20 protein-coding genes are annotated in these 25,620 nt (G+C 55.5%); 11 read left to right on the forward strand and 9 right to left on the reverse strand.

Annotation, left to right across the window (positions count from 1 at the left end; all coding sequences use genetic code 11):
• The first annotated feature begins 65 nt into the window (after nucleotides 1-65).
• The 6 genes from GRX76_RS11270 (at nucleotide 66) to GRX76_RS11295 (ending at nucleotide 7,593) form a co-directional block, all read left to right on the forward strand.
• Nucleotides 66-842: an Asp/Glu racemase gene (locus GRX76_RS11270; protein ID WP_160153401.1), complete on the forward strand. Its 777-nt coding sequence runs from the start codon at nucleotides 66-68 to the stop codon at nucleotides 840-842.
• Between the two features lie 199 nt (nucleotides 843-1,041).
• A complete protein-coding gene (locus GRX76_RS11275) occupies nucleotides 1,042-3,690 on the forward strand; it encodes a TonB-dependent receptor (protein WP_160153402.1) in 2,649 nt (882 codons plus the stop codon).
• A gap of 110 nt (nucleotides 3,691-3,800) precedes the next feature.
• Nucleotides 3,801-4,769 (forward strand): hypothetical protein, encoded by a 969-nt coding sequence (locus GRX76_RS11280; protein WP_160153403.1) that lies wholly within the window; start codon nucleotides 3,801-3,803, stop codon nucleotides 4,767-4,769.
• A 151-nt stretch (nucleotides 4,770-4,920) separates the two neighbouring features.
• On the forward strand, nucleotides 4,921-6,120 hold the full coding sequence (locus GRX76_RS11285) for a CaiB/BaiF CoA-transferase family protein (RefSeq protein WP_160153404.1): 1,200 nt from the start codon (nucleotides 4,921-4,923) through the stop codon (nucleotides 6,118-6,120).
• 19 nt (nucleotides 6,121-6,139) lie between these two features.
• Nucleotides 6,140-7,042, forward strand: a complete 903-nt coding sequence (locus tag GRX76_RS11290) for a hydroxymethylglutaryl-CoA lyase (RefSeq protein ID WP_160153405.1) — start codon at nucleotides 6,140-6,142, stop codon at nucleotides 7,040-7,042.
• On the forward strand, nucleotides 7,015-7,593 hold the full coding sequence (locus GRX76_RS11295; RefSeq protein ID WP_201276800.1) for a DUF2141 domain-containing protein: 579 nt from the start codon (nucleotides 7,015-7,017) through the stop codon (nucleotides 7,591-7,593). The genes GRX76_RS11290 and GRX76_RS11295 overlap by 28 nt, the downstream gene beginning before the upstream one ends.
• A 107-nt stretch (nucleotides 7,594-7,700) precedes the next feature.
• Here GRX76_RS11295 and GRX76_RS11300 read toward each other — a convergent pair whose 3' ends face one another.
• The 4 genes from GRX76_RS11300 to GRX76_RS11315 form a co-directional block, all read right to left on the reverse strand.
• Nucleotides 7,701-9,215: an aldehyde dehydrogenase gene (locus GRX76_RS11300; protein WP_160153406.1), complete on the reverse strand. Its 1,515-nt coding sequence runs from the start codon at nucleotides 9,213-9,215 to the stop codon at nucleotides 7,701-7,703.
• 31 nt (nucleotides 9,216-9,246) lie between these two features.
• Nucleotides 9,247-10,155, reverse strand: a complete 909-nt coding sequence (locus GRX76_RS11305; RefSeq protein ID WP_160153407.1) for an oxaloacetate decarboxylase — start codon at nucleotides 10,153-10,155, stop codon at nucleotides 9,247-9,249.
• A gap of 28 nt (nucleotides 10,156-10,183) precedes the next feature.
• A complete protein-coding gene (locus tag GRX76_RS11310; protein ID WP_160153408.1) occupies nucleotides 10,184-11,032 on the reverse strand; it encodes a hypothetical protein in 849 nt (282 codons plus the stop codon).
• Nucleotides 11,033-11,135: 103 nt separating this feature from the next.
• Nucleotides 11,136-12,452, reverse strand: a complete 1,317-nt coding sequence (locus tag GRX76_RS11315; RefSeq protein WP_160153409.1) for an MFS transporter — start codon at nucleotides 12,450-12,452, stop codon at nucleotides 11,136-11,138.
• A gap of 300 nt (nucleotides 12,453-12,752) precedes the next feature.
• On the opposite strand from GRX76_RS11315, the gene GRX76_RS11320 reads away from it, so the two are divergent.
• Complete coding sequence (locus GRX76_RS11320; RefSeq protein ID WP_160153410.1) at nucleotides 12,753-13,508, forward strand: hypothetical protein; 756 nt, start codon at nucleotides 12,753-12,755, stop codon at nucleotides 13,506-13,508.
• Nucleotides 13,509-13,619: 111 nt separating this feature from the next.
• On the opposite strand, the gene GRX76_RS11325 is transcribed toward GRX76_RS11320, so the two are convergent.
• The 4 genes from GRX76_RS11325 to GRX76_RS11340 all read right to left on the reverse strand — a co-directional run bounded on the left by GRX76_RS11325 (nucleotide 13,620) and on the right by GRX76_RS11340 (nucleotide 17,286).
• Nucleotides 13,620-14,426: a hypothetical protein gene (locus GRX76_RS11325; RefSeq protein ID WP_160153411.1), complete on the reverse strand. Its 807-nt coding sequence runs from the start codon at nucleotides 14,424-14,426 to the stop codon at nucleotides 13,620-13,622.
• 37 nt (nucleotides 14,427-14,463) lie between these two features.
• Nucleotides 14,464-15,273, reverse strand: coding sequence for an SDR family oxidoreductase (locus GRX76_RS11330; protein ID WP_255461801.1), 810 nt, complete (start codon nucleotides 15,271-15,273; stop codon nucleotides 14,464-14,466).
• Between the two features lie 21 nt (nucleotides 15,274-15,294).
• Nucleotides 15,295-16,158 (reverse strand): NAD(P)-dependent oxidoreductase, encoded by an 864-nt coding sequence (locus tag GRX76_RS11335; RefSeq protein WP_160153413.1) that lies wholly within the window; start codon nucleotides 16,156-16,158, stop codon nucleotides 15,295-15,297.
• 150 nt (nucleotides 16,159-16,308) lie between these two features.
• Nucleotides 16,309-17,286, reverse strand: coding sequence for a DUF1838 family protein (locus tag GRX76_RS11340; RefSeq protein WP_160153414.1), 978 nt, complete (start codon nucleotides 17,284-17,286; stop codon nucleotides 16,309-16,311).
• 275 nt (nucleotides 17,287-17,561) lie between these two features.
• Here GRX76_RS11340 and GRX76_RS11345 point away from each other — a divergent pair, with 275 nt between their 5' ends.
• Together GRX76_RS11345 and GRX76_RS11350 are read left to right on the forward strand one after the other, a co-directional pair.
• Nucleotides 17,562-20,174 (forward strand): TonB-dependent receptor, encoded by a 2,613-nt coding sequence (locus GRX76_RS11345; protein ID WP_160153415.1) that lies wholly within the window; start codon nucleotides 17,562-17,564, stop codon nucleotides 20,172-20,174.
• A gap of 142 nt (nucleotides 20,175-20,316) precedes the next feature.
• Complete coding sequence (locus tag GRX76_RS11350) at nucleotides 20,317-21,006, forward strand: NAD(P)-dependent oxidoreductase (protein WP_160153416.1); 690 nt, start codon at nucleotides 20,317-20,319, stop codon at nucleotides 21,004-21,006.
• A gap of 9 nt (nucleotides 21,007-21,015) precedes the next feature.
• On the opposite strand, the gene GRX76_RS11355 is transcribed toward GRX76_RS11350, so the two are convergent.
• Nucleotides 21,016-21,696 (reverse strand): TetR/AcrR family transcriptional regulator, encoded by a 681-nt coding sequence (locus GRX76_RS11355; protein ID WP_160153417.1) that lies wholly within the window; start codon nucleotides 21,694-21,696, stop codon nucleotides 21,016-21,018.
• A 248-nt stretch (nucleotides 21,697-21,944) separates the two neighbouring features.
• On the opposite strand from GRX76_RS11355, the gene GRX76_RS11360 reads away from it, so the two are divergent.
• Both GRX76_RS11360 and GRX76_RS11365 read left to right on the forward strand, forming a co-directional pair.
• Nucleotides 21,945-24,764, forward strand: a complete 2,820-nt coding sequence (locus tag GRX76_RS11360; protein ID WP_160153418.1) for a peroxidase family protein — start codon at nucleotides 21,945-21,947, stop codon at nucleotides 24,762-24,764.
• 108 nt (nucleotides 24,765-24,872) lie between these two features.
• Complete coding sequence (locus GRX76_RS11365) at nucleotides 24,873-25,607, forward strand: hypothetical protein (protein WP_160153419.1); 735 nt, start codon at nucleotides 24,873-24,875, stop codon at nucleotides 25,605-25,607.
• Nucleotides 25,608-25,620: the final 13 nt, after the last annotated feature.

Genomic DNA, 25,620 nt, shown 5'->3' on the forward strand with positions numbered 1-25,620 from the left:
ATAAATATCATGCCACACCAAAAGACATAGATTTATAACATTCCATAGTTCCTGCGGAGTCGTATATGGACAATTACCAAATAGCGCGTCGTGCCCAGATCGGGGTCATCATTCCCTCCACCAATACCGGTGTGGAATACGATCTGCAAAAGCTGGGTCTCGATGGCGTGACCTGGCATCCATCGCGCTTCTGGATCGAGTTGCGGAACTGGTCCGATGAAATGCAGAAGACCGGCGACGATGCCAACACGGTTTTCGAGCGCTTCCTCGAAATCATGCGTGACGAAATCCCTACCTCCATTCGCAATGTGCTGTCGGCAAAAGTCAACCACATCATGCTCGGCATGTCCGCGGAGACCTTCTGGGGTGGATTGGAAGGCAATATCCAGTTCGAGCAGGAAATACGCGATCAGATCGGTGACCTTGGCCTGACTACCGGTGCGGGTGCGACGCGGGATGCGCTCAATTGTTTTGGTGCAAAGCGCATTTCGGTGATTACTCCTTATCCCCCGGTGGGCGATGACAATGTCTATCGTTTCTTTAGTGATATCGGCTTCGAAGTGGTGAACGTGAAGGGCATGAATCGTCCGTCGGCCACGTCGATTGCCGAGACGCCGATCCAGCAGGTGCTGGATGCAGTGCGCGAGGTCGATGGCGATAACGTCGATGCGATCGTGCAGTGCGGTACCAACCTCTCCACGATGGATGTTTTTCCGACTCTGGAGCACTGGTTGGGCAAACCACTGCTACCGATCAATATCGCCACCGTTTGGCACGCCCTGCGTGCCTGCGGGGTAAATGACAAGATCACCGGAAAAGGGCGATTGCTCGAAGAATTTTAAACCGCTGAAGCGCCCCTGAATGGGTCGATTTTGCGGAATTTATGGACAACGAAAAGTTCGAATAACGATAAGCGGTCTGAACCGCGTGCATTTGGTGCAAACCTAAGAGCGCTGAAAGTCATCGGCAGTGAGCAGAAGTTGTACTTTCTGCCGGACATTCAAAAGCTGGATCTCCAGATAACAATAAGACGGAGCCGATATGAACAGGAAGCCCCTAACGATAGCCATTGCCTCGGCAATGATTTCATCGGGAACGTTCGTTACTGCTGTTTACGCTCAAGATTCCAATGCGGATCAAAATAAAAATGTTACTGCACTTCGCGGCGAGAACTTCGCCATTGAAGAAGTTGTGGTCACTGCGCGGAAGCGCGAAGAATCTCTCGATACAGTTCCAGTGGCCATTGATGTACTGGGTAGCCAGGCACTGAAAGAGAAGGGCATCTCTGCCCTGGACGACGTAGCTCGTTACACGCCAGGACTGGATTTCGAAACCGGCCTGCTACCGAATGACACACGTATTAGTCTGCGCGGCTTTTCTTCAACACGCGGTCGCTCCAATGTGGCAATTCTTGTAGACGGCGTGGATATTTCCTCTGAATCCATGACGTCTGCCGGCAGCGGTACGGGCCCAAATCTGGATCTGATGGATCTGGAACGAGTTGAGGTTGTCAAGGGACCGCAAAGTGCACTGTACGGCCGTTCGGCATTTTCTGGGGCGGTGAACTATGTCACCAAGCGTCCTCGCGACACTGCGCAAACTACCATCAGCATGGATGCCAATGACCAGGGCTTTGCCAAGCTGCAAGTGGCCGCGGATTTGCCGATGGTGCCGGGTGTTTTGGCGGGCTCTGTCAATCTGGCAAAAACCGATTTTGACGGCTACTACAAAAACCCGAATACCGGTGGTGACCTTGGGGGAACCGAGTCTGAAGGTATTGCTACGGCATTGTTCTGGACACCCACCGAGACTTTCTCTGCATACTGGCGCGGCGAGTACAGCGAGGAAAGCTATTCCCCACGCCCTATCGTCGAGCGTGAGAGTCTGGTACATACGGGCTCCGCACCGGGTGATTTTGCCCTGCTGGGCTCTGCCGGAAAAAATACCGTTTTGGTTCCGGTGCCGGGTACGGGTACCAGTGCTGCGGACTGCGCCTCTGCCATGCCATACGGCTATCTGATCGGGATGCCCACGGCTTGCGCGCCGATTTTCAAAGGTAATATGGGCAACGCCAGCGAAAGTGAAATTGACCTGTCGGCAGACCCTCTTACCGGTAAGGATTTTGCGGGCACTCAGATCCGCAGTGTTCGCAGTACCCTGGAGCTAGCCTGGAACAGTGACAATTTCGACTTCGTTTCTTTGACCGGAATCAATTACAACGACTCCCGGGTGCAGGAAGACTTTGATCGCACGGACTATGCGGTGCAGTCCCTCGGCCCAGGCACAGGTGCGTTTATCCCGCATCCTTTCGATCCTACGTACTTCCCGGGATATCCTGGTGAGTACACCCAATACGGGGTGAATGCCAACAGTGACACAACCTTTGATACCGAACAGTTCAGCCAGGAGTTTCGGTTGTCCGGTGGTGCTGAGAAGTTCGATTGGCAGGTGAGTGCGCTCTACTGGACCGAATCACTTGATACGGTAATGAACCAGAAATGGTGGCTGCGTGATGGCGTCGACAAAGAGTTCTGGGATGCTTACCTGGATAGCTTCTTTGGTGGCTTTGGCCTGGTTAATCATCGAACCGGTCCGGAAGATCTGGAAATCCCGATGAGTCGCGAGACCGACCACAAGTCGGTTGCGTTTGCCGTTAACTACAACATCACCGACTCGGTACGGGCAACGCTGGAAGGGCGATATCTCGAGGAGAACATTGATTACCGCAGTGTTCCGCTGTCTACCCAGTTCAACGGTTTGATGGGTGTGCCTTACTTCGATCCCATGACCTTTATGCCGGCTGAGCCTTCAGTGCAGACATATGCGCGCACAGATAATGCCTTTGTCCCCCGGGCAAGCGTAGACTGGCAAGTCACTGAAGATGCCATGATATATGTGTCTCTGGCTGATGGTTTCAAGCCGGGCGGCATGACCACCACCGATGGCAATGGCGATATCTCGATCGGCGAGTACGACCCTGAAGAGTTGACCGTATACGAAGTAGGATACAAAGGCAGCATGCTGGATAATCGCCTGCAATTAACGGCAGCGGCGTACCTGTATGACTACACAGACCAGCAGGTCTCTTACTTCGTTGCCGACGTCAATACCGGTGCACAGAACGCGGCGGTCACCAACGTAGGTGAGAGCTCGCTGAAAGGGTTTGAATTGGGTGCGGTGTATCGCCCGTCTTCAAACTGGACATTCACCGCCTCATATACCGGTGCCAAGAGCCGCTTTGACGACTTCCGGGTTGCCGACGGTGGAAACCCCGGCACACTCGACAAGCTCTGGACCGGCACCGAAGACGGGGACTACACCGGCAACCAGTTCATCAACTCGCCTGAGGCATCTGCGCTGGTTTCTATTCGCTACGATGGCGAACTGGCCAGTGGTGCGGGCTACTTTACCGAGTTGCTGAGTAACTACGAATCCAAGCGCTATCTGGACCGTGGCAACAAGGCCTACCTGCCTGCGTATTCCGTCCTTGATTTCCAGGGTGGTATCAGCTGGGAAGACCTGGACCTGGTGCTTTACGTCAACAACCTGTTGGATGACGACAAGGTCAAAGCGGGTATTACGAACGTGGGCTATGGCCATCTGCCGAGCGGGGCGTTTACCCCTCAGGTGGTGGACCTGATCCTGCCGACCCCGCGTATTGTGGGTCTGCGCGCAAGCTACAGCTTCTGATGCAGGCTTGATCCGGGGTGGTGGTGCCATCACCCCGGATCAAGGGTATGATTTGACCGGGCCCGGGGCCCGGTCGAAATAACGATAAAAGAGAATTTAGAGGTACTCCAATGACCACCGCTTCCCTTGACGCCCGTATGGCGGAGCGACCCTGGTACTACAGCGCACCTTTCGTGGGTGGCCTGGCATTTGCCTGGGTAGTGCTGGAAAAAATGATCGCGCACATCTATCTGGTCACGCTGATCTATGCCGGCATCCCGGCGCCGATTGCCTACGGCACGGCCTTTGTCATCGGAGCCTTCGGCCTTTTCCTGGTATGGAAGGGACTGGATAAGAATGAAGTTCGGGCATCCTGGATGGGCTTTATGGGTGGCGGCCTGGTGTGGGTGTTCTGGTTTGAAATGTACCTGCACTTTATTGGCGCGAATAATAATTTTGCGCTCGCCGCGACCGATGCCGGAATCCAATATCTGGACAAGGCGCAAGTACAAGCGCTGTTCGCCGGCGATACCTCCATTCCGCGTCCGTACTTTATGGGCGAGCACGTATTCCTGCAGAGCTCCACCTTGTTTTGCACCATGCTGATGATTTACATGGGCATGAATAAGGACATTCGCTGCCGACTGATCCTGTGGGTGCGCAAACTGTTTGGACTGCGCCCGGGTAAACCGACCCAGGGGTATAAGCCTCAGTACGCCCGTGTTGCCGCAATGGAGGTGATGTTCGTCAACTGGTTTATGTACACGCTGATGCTGCTGGTAAACGACGAGCGCATTTTTGGTTTACATCATATTGTTACCTACGTGACCGCCGCTGCGGTAACCCTATGGGCCGGGTATATCATTTACAAGCAGTTCAAGCAGCGTGAGGTTGGCCTGGCAATCCGCTACGCGATTGCGGTGGGCGGCGTATTCTGGTTCCTGCCTGAGCAGGCAGTACTGTGGGAATGGTATCGCGAACCCTGGGTGTACTACCTGGATTACCCGGTGACAGCGAGCCTGATTATCGTTGCCTATGCCGCACTGGCGGTGCTGTTCTGGAAGACTCCGGTGAACCCGCAAACCGGCAAGTCACTCTGATCTGATTCTGTACGTGTAGCCACACTCGTGGCTACACGGTAATCCTGCCCCTGTTAAGCCGTACTATCTATGCCTGGATTTTTAGGTAGGGGAGGGGTGCGCTCAATGTTTATTCGTGGAACACCAACTCCACGTTATCGAGGTTACTGCTATGAATAAAGCGCTGAACGGTATCCGCATTCTGGATCTGACCCATATGCTCTCCGGCCCCTACGGCACCATGATCCTTGCCGATCTTGGGGCAGATATGATCAAGGTAGAGCCGCTTGCCGGGGAGGGTACACGCAAACTGCTGGCAAGCGACCCGAAAAACTCCATCGACGGGTTTGGGGCCTATTACCTTACGCTGAATCGCAACAAGCGCAGCGTTGCGCTGAACCTCAAGAGCGAGCGCGGACGACAGGCATTTTGCGATCTGGTGAAAAATGCCGATGTGGTGGTAAGCAACTTTGGCCCGGGTGTACCGGAGCGCTTGGGCATTGACTACGACACCCTGAGCGAGATCAACCCGAAGATTATCACCTGCTGTGTATCCGGTTTCGGGTCGGACGGCCCGGGTGCCAAACGCCCGGCATTTGATCAGGTTGCACAGGCCTACGGCGGTGGCATGTCCATTACTGGCGATGATCCGGCGAACCCTGTTCGCTCCGGCATCCCCACCGGAGACCTCGGCGGCGGTATGTTTGCAGTAATGGGTATTCTGGCGGCGATCACCGAGCGTGCCACCAGCGGCCGTGGCCAGCATGTCGATATTTCCATGGTGGATTGCCAGGTTTCCATGCTGAACTACATGGCCACCATGTTCTTCCTCAGTGGGAAAAACCCTTACCCGATCGGCAACGCCCATTTCGTGCATGTACCCTACAACAGCTATGCCACAACCGATGGGTTTATCATCATTGCGGTCATCACAGACAACTTTTGGCAGAACCTGAAGCCGGTAGTGAATGTGCCGGAATTTGACGATCCCAAGTACGATGGACAGCCCGGTCGCTTCGCGGACAAGGAGTTTATCGACGGCAAGCTTGCCGAGGTGTTCGCAACGGACGTCACCGACGCCTGGCTGGCCAAACTGGAAGCTCAGCGCATCCCTTGTGCACCAATCAATAACTTCGAGCGGGCGTTGAACGATCCGCAGGTGCTGCACCGCAATATGGTGGTTGATATTGCCCACCCCAACGGGAAAAGCACCAAAGCGCCGGGCAACCCGATCAAGCTTTCCCGCACCCACGAAGACAGCTTTTCTCCTGCGCCCTATGTAGGTCAGCATACCGACGAGGTGCTGCAGGAACTGTGTGGCTATACGCCGGCAGATATCGACGCCCTGAAAGAAAGCGGCGACGCCGCCTGATCAAAGGAAGAGGGATCTTATGCGCGAGCGTGTTTGGATTAACGATGTTGGCCCGCGGGACGGGCTGCAGAATCAGGCAAAAATACTGACCGTTGAGCAGCGCCTGGCACTGGTGACCGGCCTGATAGAGGCTGGGTTGCCCTCGATTGAAGTGGGCGCTTTCGTTTCGCCCAAGGCGGTTCCTGCGATGGCGGGAACGGATCAGCTACTGGCGGCACTGCCCAAAGATTGCGGCGTAGATTACCAAGTTCTGATTCCTAACCTGAAAGGCTATCAGCTAGCGCGCGACGCGGGAGCGCGCACCGTAGTGCTTGTGGTTTGTGCGACGGAAACCATGAACCAGCGCAACGTGCGGCAGGATGTTCGCGCCTCACTTGAGCAGTCGCGGGAGATCTGTGCCGCTGCGAAAAACGATGGCGTGCGTGTTGTGGCCTGTGTCGCTGTGGCCTGGGCTTGCCCGTTTGAGGGTGCGACAGATCCTGGCCAAGTATTGGACCTCGCCGGCCAGCTTTTTGCCATGGGCGCGCAGGATGTCATTGTGGCCGACACAATCGGTGCGGCAAACCCCGCACAGGTGAGCCAGCTAATGACCTCGTTCGTACAAGAATTTGATGCTTCAAGACTCGCCTGTCATTTCCACGATACCCGCGCCATGGGGGTTGCCAATGTGTACGCGGCGCTGGAAGCCGGAATTCGCAAGTTCGACAGTTCCGTTGGTGGGCTCGGTGGTTGCCCATTTGCACCCGGTGCAACCGGCAATGTTGCCAGTGAAGACGTGGTCATGATGCTGGAACAGATGGGGTTCGATACGGGCATCGACCTGTTCAAGCTGATGCAGGTAGGGAAAACCGCCGGTGAAATGACGGGCGTCGCCAGCGGAGGCCGTGCGGCCAAATGGCGAGCATTGAATATCAAGGGCTGAATTACTGGCTGGTGGTTTATTTGTTAGTGATTCGTCTCATCAAGGTGTTTTATCGCGAACGATCAATACAACCAATTGTTGAGGAAGAAGCAATGTCGAAAAAACGACTACTAAAAAAACCAATGACGGCTTTTTGCGTGCTGGTGATGGCTGTTTTCAGTATGGGTACGCTGGCTGAGACCTCTAGCCTGAAACTGACGGTAAAAAATATCCAGTCGACTACGGGCAATCTGTTTATCAACGTGTTTGACTCGGAGGATACCTTTCTGGGTGATACCAAGGTGATCGCCAAGGAAGTCGTTCTTGAAGGGCTATTGAAAGACGGTACCGCTGAAGTCGATCTGGTCCTTCCCTACGGAACCTATGCTATTGCGGTTTATCACGATGACAACGCCAACGGCAAATTGGACCACGGTTTTTTTGGCATTCCGGCGGAACCCATGGGGTTGTCGAACAACCACGTACCCAAGTTTGGGCCGCCCAAGTTTGCAAAGGCGGCGATGAAAGTCGGGGAGCCCCAGCAAGCGACCACGATAGAATTAATCGACTGAAGCACGGCGCTAGCACACGGGGGTAAGGGTCTAATACCCAGTAAATTAGTCCTCAAAACAAAAAAGCCCGCGCAAATTCTTGCGCGGGCTTTTTTGTTGATCGCCGGTTACTTACCGCCCAGCGGGTCTTGCGGCGAGATGCCAACTACGCGAGCGCCGGTAAAGAACTCGATAGACTGTGCGTGGCCTTCTTCTCCCAGTCCAGACAGCCCCCAGGCGCCCCGCGGCGTTCCCTCACCAATGCTGAGCAGACTGTAGCCATTGATCTTGACGCCACCGGTACGCATTTTGCGCGCGAAGGCAAAGGCGCGCTCGGTGTTTTCACTGTACACATAGCCGGCCAGTCCCAGGTCGGTACCGTTGGCCAGTGCCAGCGCCTCGCTGTCATCCTTGAAGGTGTGCACGGCCGCTACCGGGCCAAAAACCTCTTCGCGGGTGTCATTCGCTGCGCAGCCGTCGACCAGCGTTGGTGCAACGAAATAGCCGCTGAGTGCCGGAAGCGGGGTGGCGCTTAACAGGCGGCCACCGTGGGAGGTAAGACGCTCGAGGTCTTTCTGGATCTGCTCATACTGGCCCTGGTGCACCAGTGGACCCATATCGCTGTCTTCATCCAGCGAGTGCCCCAGGCGGATGTTTGCGAGTATGGATAACACCTTGTCGAGCAGGCGCTCCTTGACGGATTCGTGTACAAGCAGCCGGCCCAGCGCGCGACACCACTGGCCGTTGAGATTCGTGAGGCCAAAGGCAATACCGGTTGCGGCCTTGTCCAGGTCGGCATCTTCAAACACCACCAGCTGGTTGTTGCCACCGAGTTCCAGCTGAGTGGGTAAAAAATCGTCGGCACAAGCGCGTGCGATCGCGCGGCCACCGGCGAGGCCTCCGGTGAAGGAAACCGCCTTGATACGCGGGTCCTCGACCATCTGGCCCGCGATGGTGCGGTCGCCGAGCGTCAACTGAAAGGCACCCTCCGGCAGGCCCGCTTTGTGAATCGCCCTGGCCATCATTACCGCCGAGTGCGGGGTAAATTCGGAGGGTTTGAGAATGCAGGGGGCTCCGGCAGCCAGCGCACTGGCGACCTTGTGTGAGCCAATGGCGGTGGGTCCGTTCCACGGCGCGATCAACAGTGCGGGACCCCAGGGGCGGCGCAAATACTCGACCTCACCACAAGGACCGGGCACCCGCCGGTCGAGATTGCCCTCGCGCAGATACGCAGCGGCACCACGAAAAACGAGCGGCAGTAGCTTGGCCATTTTGCGGGTGGTGCGGATGATGGCACCAGAGGTCAGGCTGTCTGCGCGACTGATAACGTCCGCATACTCGTCGTTGGCAAGCTCGTCTGCGACGCGCTCCAAAAGCTCGGCACGCGCCTGCGCTGGCATGTCCTCAAATGTGGCTTCCCCGTGCAGGCGGTCTGCGGCCTCCAATGCGCATTGCACCTGTTGGCGGTCAGAGCTGCGCCGCAGTTGCAGCGGCTGTCCGCTGTTGGCGTCGTTAAGGTACAGCTGTCGGTCCTGGGCGGGGGAGGAGAAAGTGCCGTCGATGTAATTCTGCAGTTCCGGCAGCGTATTTTCCGCCGCTTCCGGAGAGGCTGTTCGGTCTTGGGTGTCGAGATCGCGGTCCATAAATCTTTACCGTCTTGGTCCGTCTTAGTGGTTATTCTGTTTGGTGGTTATTCTGCTGGTATTTCTGGCCGGCATTCAAAAGCTCCTCGGCCCCGAGCAATGTATTGATGGCGGAAAGGTCGACCATTCTCTGGCGATGCTCACCCACGTGCCCGAGCTTTCTCAGATCCTGCAATAACTGCTGTGCAGCGGGCAGAAACAAATGGAGCAGGGAAGCTGGGTAGAGGGCAATACGGTAATTCAATGCCGCCAGGTCTCCGGCACTTTCCACCGGTGAATTCCCCCCTTCCACGAGATTGTGCACCAGGGGAATGCGGTCGCCGAAGCGCCGGCCAATCTCCTGCATCTGGGCAAGGGATTGCGGCGCTTCCACAAAGATCGCGTCGGCGCCGGCTTGCAGGTAGCGCTCTGCGCGCTCCAGCGCATCGTCAATCCCGTGCACACCCAGTGCGTCGGTGCGGGCAATGATCAGCGTGTTTTCGTCCTGCCGCGCGTCCAGTGCTGCCCGGATTTTGCCTTCCATCTCTTGTGCACTGATGACCTGCTTGCCGCTCATATGGCCACAGCGCTTGGGCATCAGCTGGTCTTCCATCTGCAGTGCGGAGGCGCCGGCACGTTCAAATGTGCGCACCGTGCGCTGCACATTAAGCGCGTTGCCAAAACCTGTGTCCATATCCACGATCAAGGGCAGTGGGGTGCGCTCGCGAATCACCGCGATCGTGTCCGCCACCTCTGACGCGCTTACCAGCCCCATGTCGGGGCGGCCAAACCGTGAAAAAGAAATACAGGCACCGGAAATAAAGGCCGCGTTAAAGCCGGCCTGCTCAACAAGGCGAGCACTCAAACCGTCGTAGATACCGGGCGCCTGCAGAACCTCGCCAGTGGCGAGCAATTCTCCCAGGGGGGGCACGGAGGGTTTGGTCTTCGCACTACCGGTCATTTCGCTGCCCTGTATGTTTGTCGGCTTGTCAGGCTGTTTCGGATGAAGTTTCAGTGGAGGCTGAATCGCGCTCTTCCCCGCACAAAATACGCACCAGGCGGTCGGCAGTCTCCTTGCCGACCAGACGCTCCGCAATCGGGTTGGCTGGGTCCAGGTGCACAATATTGCTGCGAACACGTTCGTCGCGCGTGCGCAGGCGAGCGCGCTCGTTGGCATCGGTCACCGGTTTAGCGTTCTGAACCAGCGCGAGCCAGTGGTCGACGTAGGTAAGGATTTTGGGTTCGACTTTTTCTTTGTAGAAGGCCAGCGGTACAACTCCTGCCAGGGCAACCGGCGACAGGCTGGAGCGAATAAACGGCATGGCCGGATTAAACGGTTTTACACCGGCTTCGAACAATTCGTTCTGCAGCGCCATGTAGGTTTCATTGAGCGGCGCTAGATATTTCTGCAGGTAGTCGGGTTCACTCAGCACTTCGTAACGCGGCATGGGGTCGACGTAAAAGAATGCGTCCGGCAGGGTGCCAAAGGCCATTCCGAGATGGGGCACGTCTACGTTGTCTTTGACGTAGATCGTCAGATGAATATTGGTAAAGGTTTTTTTGGGGCTGCCAATGTTCGAGTGGATAACCCAGTCAATGGGGGATTCGTCACCGGTGAAGGTGCGCATGCGCCCGATGGGTTCACCTTCAAGGGAGTCGAACTCGTGCAGGTCCGCGCAACGGAGGTCTTCACGGAGGGACAGCGTCGCGGAGATCTTTTCCCACACCCGATCACGGGTCGCCAGTACCGCAGCGTAGGTCTCGCTGGTATCGATGTGATTATCGCCATCCAGGTGCGCGGCGAATTCCTTGGTGAGTTTCTGTTTTGCGTCTGTCACTGTGTTAGTTCCTAATTGTTACTTCCCGAATGCGGCCATTGGGTTGGTAAATTCGATGCGATAACCGCTCGACCTTCTTATGAGTTTTTTTCAAGCCGTGGGCTTACACGCTCCCGGCAGCGGCGGTGGGCGCCGTTGACCTGCGCAACAGCGCAAGACTCCAAAGGCACACCAGACCGTTGAGCAGCCCAAAGAGCACGAAGGGCGCGCTGGGGGCGATATGCGCAAACAGCAGGCCGCCACCGGAGGTGCCCACGAGAATTCCCACCGCGCCTGCGACGCCAAAGAACCCGATAACCGCACCCCGCTGCGCGGCCGGTGCCTGTTGTCCTACTAGAGCCTGGCTGCTGACAAAGGCGCTGATCTCCGCAACACCCATTACCAGCAGGAGTCCCATTACCCAATCGGCGGTTGGGTCAGTAATCAGGAATACGCCACCGTAGACGATCGCGGCGAGTCCAGATGCCAGCGCCACAGCGGCCACGCGGCTGACTCGATCGGCAATCTGGCCCATCAGCAGGGAGCCCAGCAGCGCACCGCCTACCACCGCCAGGGTACGTGGCACCGCCAGTTGGAACATGGCTTCGCTGGGGGTCATATTCAGTTCCCTTGTGCCGTACTGTACCAGCCATAGGGAGATAAAGGCGCCAGTGACTGCTAGGTCGCCACGGGAAATAAACGCGGCACCGTAAGACAGTGCGGTTTGCGGATCCCGCGCGGCAAGTAGCCCGGCCCGCATATCACTGAACAGGCTCTGGGCGGCGTGTTTGGTGCGCTTTCCTGCGGATTGCAGCCCCGGCGCCAGCCCAAGGGCGACGACAACCGCCGCGCCCACCCCGAGGGCTCCCCCGCAGGCAAATGTAAGCTGCTGCGCGGTGAGTTCATCAATCCCTTGTCCGGCAAATACTTTTGGCAGCACAGCGAGCAGAGGAGGTATAAAAGCACCCAAGGTTGCAGTCAGGCCCTGCAGTCCGTTGGCCCGGCCACGGGAGGACTCTCTGGCATAGTCGGCAACCACGGTGACCATCATGCCGATCATGGCGGCGCTGCCGACTGCGACCACGAGCCGGAAGAGCACAAGCTGCGAAACACTGTTGGCGTGCGGATAAAGAATGAAGCCGAGGCCCGTAAACAGCAGACCAAACACGTATACCGGGCGCCTGCCGATGCGATCGGACAGGGCACCGAAGGTGCCAAGAAGCAGGATAAACACCAGTTCTTGCAGTGCACTCAGATAGCCGGTCAGGGTGGCCTGCGCCTGCTGGTCTATCTTCATAACCGCCAGTAAGCCGGGTTGCAGTATGGCCAGGGCCCCGGCATAGCCGGAGGAAATGAACACGGCAAACAGATAGACCAGGAAATAGCGTGGCCTGATACTTTCGGCCAGAGTGACACCGAGCAGTCGAGGCGATTTGTCCATGGCGCAGATCTCGGGTAGTGGCCTGATGGCTTAAGAATGTGTGACTTACCGCACGATTACGCTCTGCTGAGCGCGTTCAAGGCCACAATGTAGCAATCGCGGTGAAACGGCTATTTGCTTTTTATCAACTTCCGCATAGCCACCTGTGTGACATTGGTATTCCCTGCGATCCATTATTGCCCTGTTGACGTAATGCTATCGACTGCAGGGTATCGAATTGGTGCTGCAGGGTTGACCAAAACAAGCTGATTACCGTAGTTGCGGTGGACAGATGAACCTCGAGGAAGGAAATTCCCAACAATGCGATCTATCAATCTATTAGCGGCCTTCACCTTTGGGATCACGCTCTCCACCACCTCTGCAGCTGCGGCAAGTGGTGGAGAAGTCTCAGTCTCTCCCCCGGTGAAGACGGGCGCCGACTATTGCGGCGTGATGCAGCAATTTATCGCCGGAACCCCGCTGGTTGCGGATATCAGGCATTACAATCCGGATGATTACGACGAGGGCTTCAAAAAATCGAAACCCACGGTACAGCCGCTGGTGACGCATCAATACGTAGGCTTTCAGACACCCGGTGGTGCTACCCAGGAGATTCCTGTGACGGTTTCCTGCAAGTTAAAGACCGCCGAGCGCATTCGTCATGCCCATACCACGTCTGAGCTTGAGGTGGCCGCAAGCGAAGACCGGACCTGCCAGCAGTGGACAGAGGCATTGCTCGACGTAACCTACGCATCCCTGGAGCGCGCGATGGAGGAGGGCCCGGCGGAGGGGGATTCTATGGTAGAGAAGGGGGGGCTGCTTCCGCGAGAACAGATTAAACTCGATGACGAGAAAAACGCCTATATCGGGCCTTTGTGGGTGAACCCCTTCCCGTACCAGGTGGCTTACCAGAACGGTGAATATCTTCACTTGCGCAGTAAAGCCTTGCACGCCGAATACTCGCGCTGGATGCCACTGCCGGACAGCTTTATGGGAACCCACTACTGTCACGCGATCGCGCCAGAATATTTGCAGGCCCTGATCAGGCGGGATCTGGTGGCTCCGGAGCTTGAGTAGATAAAGCAGGAAACTACAAAAAAGCCGCCCCCGGAGGGGCGGCAAAGCATTTCACCTAAGAGCGATGAAAACCAAGCGATGATTCTGTGGTTATCTTTGTTGTGAAAATTGTTAGCCGACTACCCGCTGCATCTGCTGTTCGCCCATACGGATAGAAAGCATTTCCTTGACCCCGTCTAGACCAAACACCTGCTCGGCGAGCTTGTTCATCGGGTCTCGCTCATAACAAAGGCGCCGCAGGGTGTGATCGGTCTTGCGCAGTTGGTCGCGATCCTCGTGGGGAACACACTGCGCATTGTCGTACCAGCCCAGCCAGTGCTCTAGCATACGCTCGGCGTAATCTTCAAGAATCGATATATTCTCGTCATTCAAATCTGCCGTGAGGCTCTGGGTAGACGGATTGACCAGGGTGCGCATGTAGGGTCCATGGCTTACGGACCACTGAAAGTTTGGGTTGCCGCGCAGGGCGAGGTATTCGTCATTAATGGGTGCGTAGTAGCGGTCGAGGTAGTCCATATCCAGCATCAGATTCCGGCGGGGCATAAAGTCGAAATAGAAAAACAGCTTAGGGATAGTGCCGAAGACCATCACAAAGTGCGGTACATCCGTCTCCTGTCCGAGATACGCGGTTGCATTCATATCCAGGATGCTGGCCTTGCGGTTGCCGAGCCAGGAGTTCACCAGCCACTCGCAATCGCCGCCGCTCCACGCCTGAAACGAACCCTCGAAACCACCGTTTGGCGATTGATAGTATTCGCGGTCGATACAGTTGGGCTCCAGCGAAAGATTGTCAAAGCGGCTGGCAATGTTCCCTTTAACTCGAGTGAGGATTTCCCAGCAGCGCTCCCAGGCGCGACTAACGTCCACATTGGGGTTTTCCGCAAGAAACTGATCGATGGTTTTCGTATCTGCGTGCATAGGGTTTTATCCTGGTGGGGTGTCCTGAGCGTTATTCTTAGAGGCCGTGTTGCAGAAACTGGTCCGGGCGTTTTCGGAAGAGACCAGCGAGCATGCGACCGGCAATCTTGCCCCCATTTAGCCAGGCAATTTTTTGTCCGCTCTTTTGCGTATCGAGTATGCGCTGTACAAGGAATGGGGCCACGGTATCAACCTGGTCAACCAGGTTGTTCATAAATTTTCGCGAGCGGGCGAAAGTTTCCGGGTTCTCTCTCGCTTCGCGCACGATCGCTTCAGTTACCACCATGCCCGGTCGGATTTTCCCTACAATGATGCCAGATGCCTGCAGTTCCTTTGCCAGCGCGTTGGTAAAGTAATCCAGGCCGCGCTTGGTGGTGCCGTAGATGCCCATCCCTGGGAAGTATTCACCGTCGCTCCCGCCGCCGAGCATGTTGAAGATTTTCCCAGATCCCTGATCCTGCATACCTCGAGCGGCCGTTCTGCATCCGTTAATTGTGCCGCGCAAATTGATATCCAGCATCCGCTGAATTTCGTTCGCGGGAATATCCAAAATGCTCCATCCTGTGCGCGCCAACCCAGCATTATTCACCCAGATATCGACACGGGAGAAGGCGCTACTTGCAAGCTCCCACAGCGCTTGAACCTGATCTTCGCTTGTGGTGTTGCAGGTAAAAAATCGTGCTTGGTCTAGTAGCTGCGGGCTCTGCTCGCTGAGTTTCGCCCTGGCATTTTCTGTGGAGTCCTCACTGCTTCCACAGAAAACCACCTGGTGGCCGGATTCAAGAAATGCCTTGCCCAATCCAAAGCCAATGCCCTTGCTACTGCCAGTGATTACCACCGTCGCCATAGTAATACCTGTATTTGTTTGCTACGTCAGAGCTGGTTGGATGAGTGCCAGATTTGGATCTGGATGCTGTACGCGGTATCCAGTCCCGTAGAGTTTTGCCGCCGAAATCTTGCGTTGCGGTGCCTTGATGCTGTTCATGTATTCCAGCGGCGCCAGGCCTTCATTGTAACAAATCGCGTCAAAAACCTGTTTGTTGGTTGCTGGTATTCTCGCGTTATCACAGACGTTGTAAATTCCTTTGAGACCATTGGTAATCGAGTGATACACCGCGTTTACCACGTCTTCAAAGTGAATCGCGTAGAGCAGGGCATCTGCACCAAATAATGTCTTTCCACCAAAATAAGAGTGCGCCATTTTTACCCGCTCGGGGAAACTCATATCCCCGGGCGCACCATACATGTCCGGAAAGCGCAACACACAGCCATCATTGCCCTTTAACACTTCTTGTTCGGCACTCTGGTAATAAAGTGAGGAGGGCTCTTCGTGGTTGGCGGTCGGTGTTTCCTCATCGATTGGCGTAGTGCCGGCGCCGCCATCGCCATAAACAGAAAACGAGGAGAGGAATAGGGTCGCTACGCCGGTACTGGCGGCGTTTTGACAGCTCTCAACCAGCACTTCCCGATAGTGCGCGTGGCGTTCTTCCACGGTGCGCGTGTTTTTTACGTTGGGTGCGACCGTTGCTACTACCTGATCACAGCCCTGGGCAGCTGCAGCGACCTTTTCCCGCTCACTGCCGCGTAATACATGGACCTCATCCACCAGGGCACTCAAGTCCGGTACTTTTTCCGGGGTGGTGGTCGTGCCGACCACCGTGTGGCCTTCGCTTTTCAATCGTTGGGCCAGAGCTTTGCCTACGTGGCCCATACCCAGAATCAGAATTTTCATATTCCATCCCCTTTCAGGGTTTCGTGGTCGTTTTAGTAGGCCCATCGACTGCTATGAGCGGCGGTTGAACGGTTGCAGAGTTAGAAATTAGGTAATCACCGTGGCTCGCACATTGATCAATATCAAAAAGGCGGGCAGGGCTGCACCGGCTCACGCCGGCGCTACCTCAGGCGCTATGTCCCTTGCGTAGGCCTCCCAGGTGCCAATCGGGTGGCCGTCGTCCCAGTCCGTGCAGGGCTCCAGGTAGTCGGGGTGATGCTTTTCGGTAAAGTCGAGTACCTTGCGCGGAATATCGTCGAGGCCGCTGTTAGATTTGTGCGAATTCATTCGCCCGAACAATACACCTTCAATGCCACTCTGGCCCATGCGCATCCAGGGCCACCAGGGAGAGATGCGCGAAAAACCGCAGCTGAAGCTGGCCGAGGGCGCATCGCGATCCTCGATTTCGGCAAGTGGTGTCGAGAAGGTGAAGTGCTCGGATGGATTGATGTAAGGGCCGGTACTTGCCAAAGGCCAGCGATCGGCCGCTACCGGGTTGCGGTAGCGATGGGTGTAATCCCATTCCAGGGTGAGATTCTGCGCGTAGCGCTGCCATGGCAGAATAAATGGATAGCTACCATCCGGGCTTTTAATCGCGGTGGCCTCGTTCATAAGCGTCGGTGCATCATCGACTTCACCCATGGCGAAGCTCGGCATGGTGGGGGTCAATTCGCCGCGAATCCGGTCATTGAGGAAGTTGTACACCTCAACCCGCTGGTTTGTGTAGGGATTCACCCAATCCCTGAGAATGTTGCCAGTGGCGGGCTCGTAAAAATAGCCGGTTTCCTTTCCCCGTAAGCGGACATTCCCGCTGCTCAACTGTTTCGCCTGGAATTGGCCAAACCCACAGTATCCGAACAGGGGGCGTGCCCGCGCATTGCCCACGACACCAAACATGATCCCGTGGAAGGCCGAAAACACTGGCTGGCTGTCGTAGGTCGCCCAGAGCTTGCCAAACGCGTAGAGGTTGTCTTTTGGGGTTGAGAAATCGAGTGGGCGGGTGGATGGGTTTGACTCGTTTGCTCCGGCAAATTGATATTTGTCATTTGTGGCAAGCAAGCGTCGCAATAGATTCGGAATGTAGCTCATCAGAAAAAGCCCTCCTGCTGGGGTTGCGGTAGAGAAAGTTACCTCGCCAAAACTGCCCGGCAGGAAGAGTATTGAACTGATGAGACTTTTAAGTCAACAATTGTGAATCAAAAGTCACATAGTGTGCCCCGACCTTAACTGAAGGCACAGAGCAGGGTGATGTTGGGAGGTTGTCCGATCGAATTGAACCGTTAAAGGCGATGCAGTAAGCCGCAGTATGACTTTTCGCCCCGTAGTATTTCAGTCGTTGTAAATTCAACAGAGGGAGCTAGGGGATGTATAAATATAATAAACATGTATTGGCGGCCGCGATTGCGCTTGCCAGCACACCAATTGTGACAAGTGCACAAGAGGCAGGTGAAGCTGCTGAGACCATGGAGGAGGTAGTTGTTACCGCCCGTGGCCGCAACGAAAGTCTGCAGAAAGTACCCATCTCAATTTCTCCGGTTACCGGGGAGCAAATTAAGCAGCGAGCCTATACCGGGCTTGACGATATTGCCGCTGCCACCTCCGGTTTTACCTACGAAGGTTTTTCTACCAGCGGCACAAATGGCAACGCCGTAGTGCGCGGTATGGCTCAGACCTTTACTACCGCACGCACACAGAACGTCGCTTTTTTCCTGAACGGAATCCATCTGCAGCGCCAGAGCATGATGAACTTTGGCCTGGTTGATATGGAGCGCGTGGAAGTGGTCAAGGGGCCGCAGAGCGCCATGTACGGGCGCAATGCCTTTGCGGGCGCGGTCAACTACATCACCAGCCCGGCTACCGAGACTTTTGAGGCGAACGTGGAGGCCACCCTTGGCGACAACGAGCGGCAGGATGTGAAAGTCCGGGTCAGCGGCCCCATTGTTGGGGATGTGCTACTTGGCAAGCTGAATATCGCCCGGTCCGAGTACGATGGCCACACTAAGAACGACCATCCCTTTGCCGACGTGGATGTTCCCGGCCCCGGTACCACCGGCAATATCGGTGGGTGGGACGATCAGACCGTCTCCGTAACGCTGGAACTTCGCCCCAGTGAGCAGTTGAACTTCAAGCTTGATTACTACAACGCAGAGATCGAGCGCGAGCCGCAGCCCTACTATGCCTTCACAGGGGTAAACAACGTCGCCTGGGGCTTTACCACTTACAGTGATATGAACTGTAATTCCGTAACTCGCATGACCAGCTTTGGCGCACCCATTACCGGCAATAGCTGGTGGTGCGGTGAAGTGCCGGCGATGCCCTCCAGTGCGCCGGACAATTTTGCACCGCCACAGTCGGGAATCCCGGATGATACTGGGCACAATGCCATTACCATTGATCCACGCTCCATCGGTGCGGTCGCGGATACCCAGGTTGTCAGCTTCAAGACCAGTTTCAAATTCAATGAAAACCTGAGCCTCGATTATCTGTTCGGTATGACCAGCAGCGATTCCCGCACCAACGGTGGCTCCGCCGATCGCGATCCGCTTTCCGGAGTAACCAACCTATGGGGAATTGACGTTATTAATCCACCATTTGGATCCCCGATATTCGTTCCAACGGTAGCCTACACCAACAGTTTCAGTGGACGCCCGCTTTCCGAACTGGAGAGCGACTCCCACGAGCTGCGCCTCAGCTACTCTGGCAATAGCTGGGAAGGCTCGGCCGGGATTTTTTACAGCAATATCGATGACGAAAGTCATGAAATTACGCTGTATATGCCACTGTGTGCACCAGTCAATCCCGGTGAAGACTACGGCATCTCGGCTGAGGAAGCCTGCCGCTTACCCGCGGACGGCAGCGTGCCTTCTCCGCTGGCTGACGCAACAGACTCGACCGCACAAATGTTAGCGGCGTGGCACGGCAGTCAGGCTAAGCATACGCAGTTTGATGACTCCATTGCAGCGATATTTGCCGAGCTCGCCTACAGCGTGAGTGATGACCTTACCTTGCGCGGGGAGATGCGCTACACCGAAGAAGACAAGTCGATTGTGCGGCTTACCGACGGCTTTGGTATTGCGCCTGGCGGTTTCGCCCCATCAGGAATTGTTGTGCCGGAAGACCAGGAAAACTTTTACTACTTTACACCACGTCTGACGGCGGAGTATCGCCTAAACAACGACCAGTTCCTGTACGCGTCCGCAGCCATGGGCGTCAAGTCTGGTGGCTTTAATAACACTTCGGATCAGGCACACCTCACCTACGACGAGGAGCAAAACTGGACCTACGAAGTGGGCAGCAAGAACTGGTTTATGGACGGCGCCCTGCAGCTTAACGCCGCCCTCTACTTGATCGATTGGGAGGATGTGCAGGGTTCCCAGGCGCCCATCTCTGGCGGGTTAGGAGACACCCTGCTTGTCGCAAATATCGGGGATGCGGAATCCCTTGGATTTGAAGTCGATGGACGCTTGCTGGTGGGCGACAACTGGAGTACCGACTTCGCGGTTTCATGGTCGGACCCCACCTACGATGAAGGGGTTACCTATGAAGAAGCCAGCCTGTTCATCAACTACCAGTGCGAAACCCCGATTATGGATTCGCCGCAAACTACAACCGTTTGTGGTAATTCGGATGTGGGGGGCAACCAGTTAGCGCGCACCAGCGAATGGCAGGGCTCTGTCGGGATCAACTACCAGACCCAGGTATTCGGCAACTGGTCACTGCGCGCGCGACTGGATAGCAACTATCAGTCCGAGCAGTATGTAACGCCGCTGAATCTGGCAAACACCGGTGATAGAACCATTACCAATGCCAATATCGCGCTGACAAACAATGACCACTGGCGCTTCAGTCTCTGGGGCAAGAATATTCTCGATGAAGAATATGTGGGCGGTGTGTTTGTGCTGAGTCAGTTCAGCAAGATGATTGTGGCTACCGGTACTGGCCCATCCTACGGTGCAACCGTGAGTTACGACTTCTAAAAAGGATCGTAAGGATTTGTACTTCCTGTTCATGGCCGGTGGAGTGCACTTAGCCTGTGCGCACTTCCTACCGGTCTTTTTTCGCACCCGAAGCTATTAGGAATGTTCGGGAAACCACTTAAGGGATAGTAGGGTAGGGATTATGGAGAACCCTGGTCAATCCGCAGCCGTAGCGGCAGACGAAGCTGCGGAAGAGCGCTGTCATCTGATCATCCTTGGCGCCTCCGGCCGAACCGGATTACATTTGGTACAGCTGGCGTTGGAGAAGGGGTATCGGGTAACTGCTTGTGCACGGCAGCCGCAAAAAATTCCCTCGGAACATCCCAACCTCGTCAAGGTGGCCGTCGAAATCAATGACCCTGATTCATTGCAGCAGGTGATGAATAGGTCACGGGGAATTGTAGTTTCGACTCTGGGAATTTTTCACAAGTCTGAGGCCACACCGCTGGCTGATGCGACGCTCAATATATTGCTGGCAATGAAAACTGCTGGGTTGCGGCGTTTGGTGTTGATGTCTTCTCTAGGGGTGGGAGACAGCAAGGGGCAGGGGAATTGGGTCGTTGCCGCAGTAAGCCGAGTTATATTGCCCTATGTACTGAAGGACAAGGAGCGGCAAGAGCAGCGGGTGCGGGAGTCCGGTGTGGACTGGACTGTGCTGCGTCCACCACAGCTGCTTGATAGCAACCGATCAAGTCCTTATGTGCGCTGGTCTGGCGCGCAACCTAATCGTCGACTGAAATGGAAAATCACTACCAGGGATGCTGCGGATGCGTTGCTCACTCTGGTGCGCGAGCCTGACTCTATAGGGCGGGCCTACCAGATTTCATACTAAGTACGCATATTAATTCCCGGGTAAAAATCGATCGATCACCTGGTCGATAGTAGCCTCGATACGCTGCCAGCTCTTGTCGCTGGTAAGGTCCATACCGAAGCAGTGTGGGCTGGTGACCGCACGCATGCACAGGTAGTTGGCCATGCAATAGAAAACAAAAGAGAGCGCGACGATATCCTCTTGATTGCCCTGGTCGAGATCTTTAAAAATTTTTGTCAGCTCTCGCGCGATTTTATCGCTGGCATCTTCCAGGATAACGGTGACTTCCGTGGCCGCCATCAGCTCACTCGCCATGATCCGGGTAATCACCGGGCGGCTGCGCAGTGCCTGCACATAGTTGTGCTGTACGGAGCGAAACTGTTCCTTCAGGGAAAGCTGGGAAAAGGTATCTAGATTCCCACCCACCAGCTCCACAGCCGTTGGCCAGTTCGCGCTGCGGGACAGCCAGGCTTTGACCAGGCCGGGCAAGCCACCAAAGTAGCGGTAGATCAGTTCCTTGCCTACGCCAGCTTCCTCGACCACGTTGTTGACTCCGATACCGTCGGGGCCATCACGCACCAGCAATCGTTCGCAGGCATCCAGCAGTAATTGCTCTGTCTGCTCGCGATTGCGTCGGCCACTTGGCCTTTCTGCCGGGGTGCGGGACTCACTTTTGCGACGATGTTTTTTGATCGGGGTTTTTGTTGTCATGTCGTTCCGCTCGATGGTGTGAAAAGGTGCACGCTTCAGGTCATCTTCTGATTAGATGCCCAGTTTTACTGCAGCAAGTTGACAAATCTCAACTGTTTTATTCCTTTTTAACTCTAAGGTGACTTTGAAGTCAACTAAATGGACTTCAAAGTCACATGGGTGATGTAGGCCGGTTGAGGGAGCCCCGCAGTGGTGGCTGGTTGTTTGGAGGGTAATTAGTAATGTTTTAATCCTGATTGGAGCTGATTATGAAAATAACGAACCTGCATGCAGCAGGACTCGCGCTTGCGGTATCTGTGAGCCTTGGCGGATATGCCATGTTGGCGAGTGCAGAAGAAACCCAGTGTGGTTTGCTGGATTCGCAATCCTACGATGGTAGTTGCAACAATTTACTGTTTCCGGATTGGGGGACTGCCGATCGCCTTTATACCCATGGTATTGAGGGTGCCCGTTACGCCGAGGACGGCGTCTCGCCATGGATCGAGGAGCGCGGTTTGAGCGCCGAGGCCATCAATGAGCGGGAGATCAGTAATGAGTTGATGGCCAACAAGACGGGGGTGTCGATCAATAGCGACTCGGCGCTGTCGCACAATGTATTGTGGATGGGCCAGTTTGTTACCCATGATGCGTCGAAGATCGATCGAAACCGGTTCGAGCACCCTTACTACACCGATACCTTGCCCCGGTTAGTGCTCGGAACTGATCCCCATAACCCCACCAGTGCGGATATGTACCAGTGGCTGGGTGTCCATACCAGTGATCCCGACAAGTGCCTGCCTCAGTTCGACGAGTACTTTCAATTCGTACCGTGTATCGTGAAAATCCCGCAGAGGGACTTCGCGCTCGATGCCGCACAGGACTATATCGATGCGAACGGCGTTCCGGGAATTCGCGTGTTGCATCCGGAATCTCAGGACAACGAAATTGCGCGCATCATGTTCTCCCGCAATCCACTACTGCCGTTTACCGGTGCTGTGTCATCGCCGGTGATAGTGCACCCGGATGCGATTTACGAAGTACATGATGGCAAAAAAGAGATTCGCAACAAAATCAACGCGTGGCTCGATTTGTCGTCGGTTTATGGGGATTCCGCTGCGGTCAACAGCGACTTGCGCTCTAAGCCGAACCCGCAGGATCCGTTTGGTCCCAGGATACCGGTGGGTGGTGGCAAACTGGCTACCTATGACTATGTCGGTACCGATGCCAAGACCGTGCACTATCGTCCGAACCCCGTGCTGAAAGCAGACCTCTACGAGTTTCTGCCGACGGCGGACAAGGTGCCTGCGCATCCTCGCCCCAATGACCCGACCCGCGCGTTTGAGCCGGACGATGAATTCCTATCCGGGGATGACCGCGCTTCAGAAAACATGCAGTTGATGGCTTTCCATCTAGCGTTTCACCGCTATCACAATCGAGTCGCGGATCAGATCGCGGACAAATATGCGGGTGTGACCTCTGTTATGACGCCCGAGGCAGCGGATGAGTTTCTGTTCCAGAAAACGCGTCGCTTCGTGATTGCTGTCTATCAGCATATTTTGTTCGATGAGTATTTGCCGGCGTTGTTTGGCTCTCAGTTCGATGAACTGATCGGTGAGTACAAAGGCTATAACCCCTTCGTTAACCCGGACTCCAACACCAACATGTGGAACGCGGCTTTCCGCTATGCACACAGCTCGGTGCCAGAGGAGTTTCTGGTATTTGACGAAAATGGCGATAACGTGATCAAGCCGCAAGTGGTGCTGGAATATCCGGACCCCCAGGGGCTGCCGGTGGCCAGCTTTGCTGATGTGGTGAACCGCAGCTTTATCCCGGAGTTTGGTACTCAGAACGTACCGGGGCTTTCCCAAAGTGGTCCGAACCCACCGTTTACCCTGGTAAACCATGTGGCGCTGCACAGCAGTTCCGGGCAGGGTATGGCCAATGTATTCCGCTCCATGAGCCGCACCATCACCACCAATATTGACCTGATTTACGAGGACAGCGTACGTGACGTCGTCGCCGCGCAGAGTATGATCAATGCTGGTATTGACCTGGCGGCTATCGACCTGCGATCCGCGCGAGAAGTGGGTGTGCCAGACTTCAATACATTGCGTGCTTTCTATCGTGGGAAATCCGTCTATGGTGAGTCCAGTGAATCTGATGCCTGTCGTTGGTGGCACCGCCTTTACGAGACGGATCCTCTGGCTTGCTTCCAGGAAGTAACCTCGGACCTCGCTGTTGCTGAAGCGCTGCGTAATCGCTTTAATAAAGTTTCCAACCTAGAGGGACTGTTGGGTCTGCTGGCCGAAGACAAGGTACCGGGATCCCCGCTACCGCGCACTATGGCCAAAATGATCGCCAAGGAGTTTAATCACAAGCGTGCGGGCGATCGCTTCTGGTATGAACTGATTTTTGCCGGGAACGAAGAGTTGCTCGCGGAAATCCGCTCGGTTTCCATGGCGGATATTTTCGAGCAGACCGCATGTGGCATCGGTGAGCCGAACTGTACCCTGACCAAGCAGGATCTGGGTGTGGTCGATGCAGAAGGCTATATCAACGTGTTCACTGTAGATGACTCCATCCCGCAAATCACCTACGAAACCGGTGCCTGTGTGCACGCTGGCTTCTATCCCAACCTGGATAATCCGGCGGACTTCTCACAAGCCACCAACTTCCTGGCGTGTTCCGAGAGTTACTCCCGGGATGCCTGTGACGCGGCATCGTTCAATGGTGACATCACCGGCGATGGTATTCCCGATGTGCCGCCATTCCAGTCTGTCTATTTGGGAAGCGCCAAGCCTTACGGCGATCAGCTGTGCCCGGATGCACTGGAGCCGCAGCACGTGAACTTCCAGTTCGGCCCGGCTGCGGTATTGCCGGCAGTGGGCACTTGCCGCCAGGGCTTTATCCATATGCGCGACAAGGTCTACGGTATTCCTTTCGGTCCGCCGCTTAACGTGGCTGAGGTGGAACGCTGGTGTACCAGTGACGACAAGGACTTCCTGAAAGGTGGCTTGTTCGGCGAATGGGTAGATGGCGCCGCGCCTTCTCCCGGCGTTTCCGACTACCCGCCGCCGGTAAGATATTGAGACCGAAAGCGGTAAATTGATGTAGCTGATACGGCCGGGTGCGTGAGCCTTTTGCGCGCCCGGTTTTGTTCTTTGTTGCTCTACAAGAGCGTAAAAGGAATTATGGTTATGGAAACTGCAGAAGTGACGGATGCGCAAATCAAAATCGGAGAGTGTTGCGAAGAGATTGAAGCGCAGGTGATCTCCAGATTGGGCTTGAAGCCAGTCCTGGAATACCAGTCGTTATCGTCGATCAAGAACCTTCAGGGGCGCGCCACGGGATATGCCCGTGTGTATCGAGGAGGGGTGGTCGAGAAGGCCGCCTTTTTGTCCCTTAATTTTATGCCTGGTATGTGCTATTTCAATGTGCACCTGATCCCGCGAGCCTGCTACCGCATCCCACGATTCTCTTTCGAAGGAATGCTTACTCCCCAGGGCAGCCAGATATCGATGGATCTCTATCCCGACATGGATATCATGTTGAATCTTGAGTATTTCAGAAATCATTATAAACGAGCGGCGGATACCTATACCCGTGCGCGGTTTGACAGTACTGCATTGGTTACCGAGCCTTCGCGTATGCTGCATATGCGGGCGTTTGCTTCGCCATTTATGCTACTCGCCTACGGCATCAAGGAGTCGCAGGTCGCGGATTTCTCTCGATACGCGCAAACCTATTTGCAAGACTGGATGGACCTCTGTTCAGCATCACAGATCTGTAGCGAAGAGGAGGTCGAGGATCGCACCCGGCGCCGCGAAATTATTATGCGTACGATAATCGAGTGCGACCCGGATAGAGACAAGGTCGTCATGCTGTACGGGGAAGAAGTGACCCAGCAGATCGAGCAGGCGACCATGCTGTAACTCGGGTGAGAAA

Origin of the sequence: Microbulbifer sp. ALW1, from assembly GCF_009903625.1 — a bacterium.
Lineage (GTDB): Bacteria > Pseudomonadota > Gammaproteobacteria > Pseudomonadales > Cellvibrionaceae > Microbulbifer.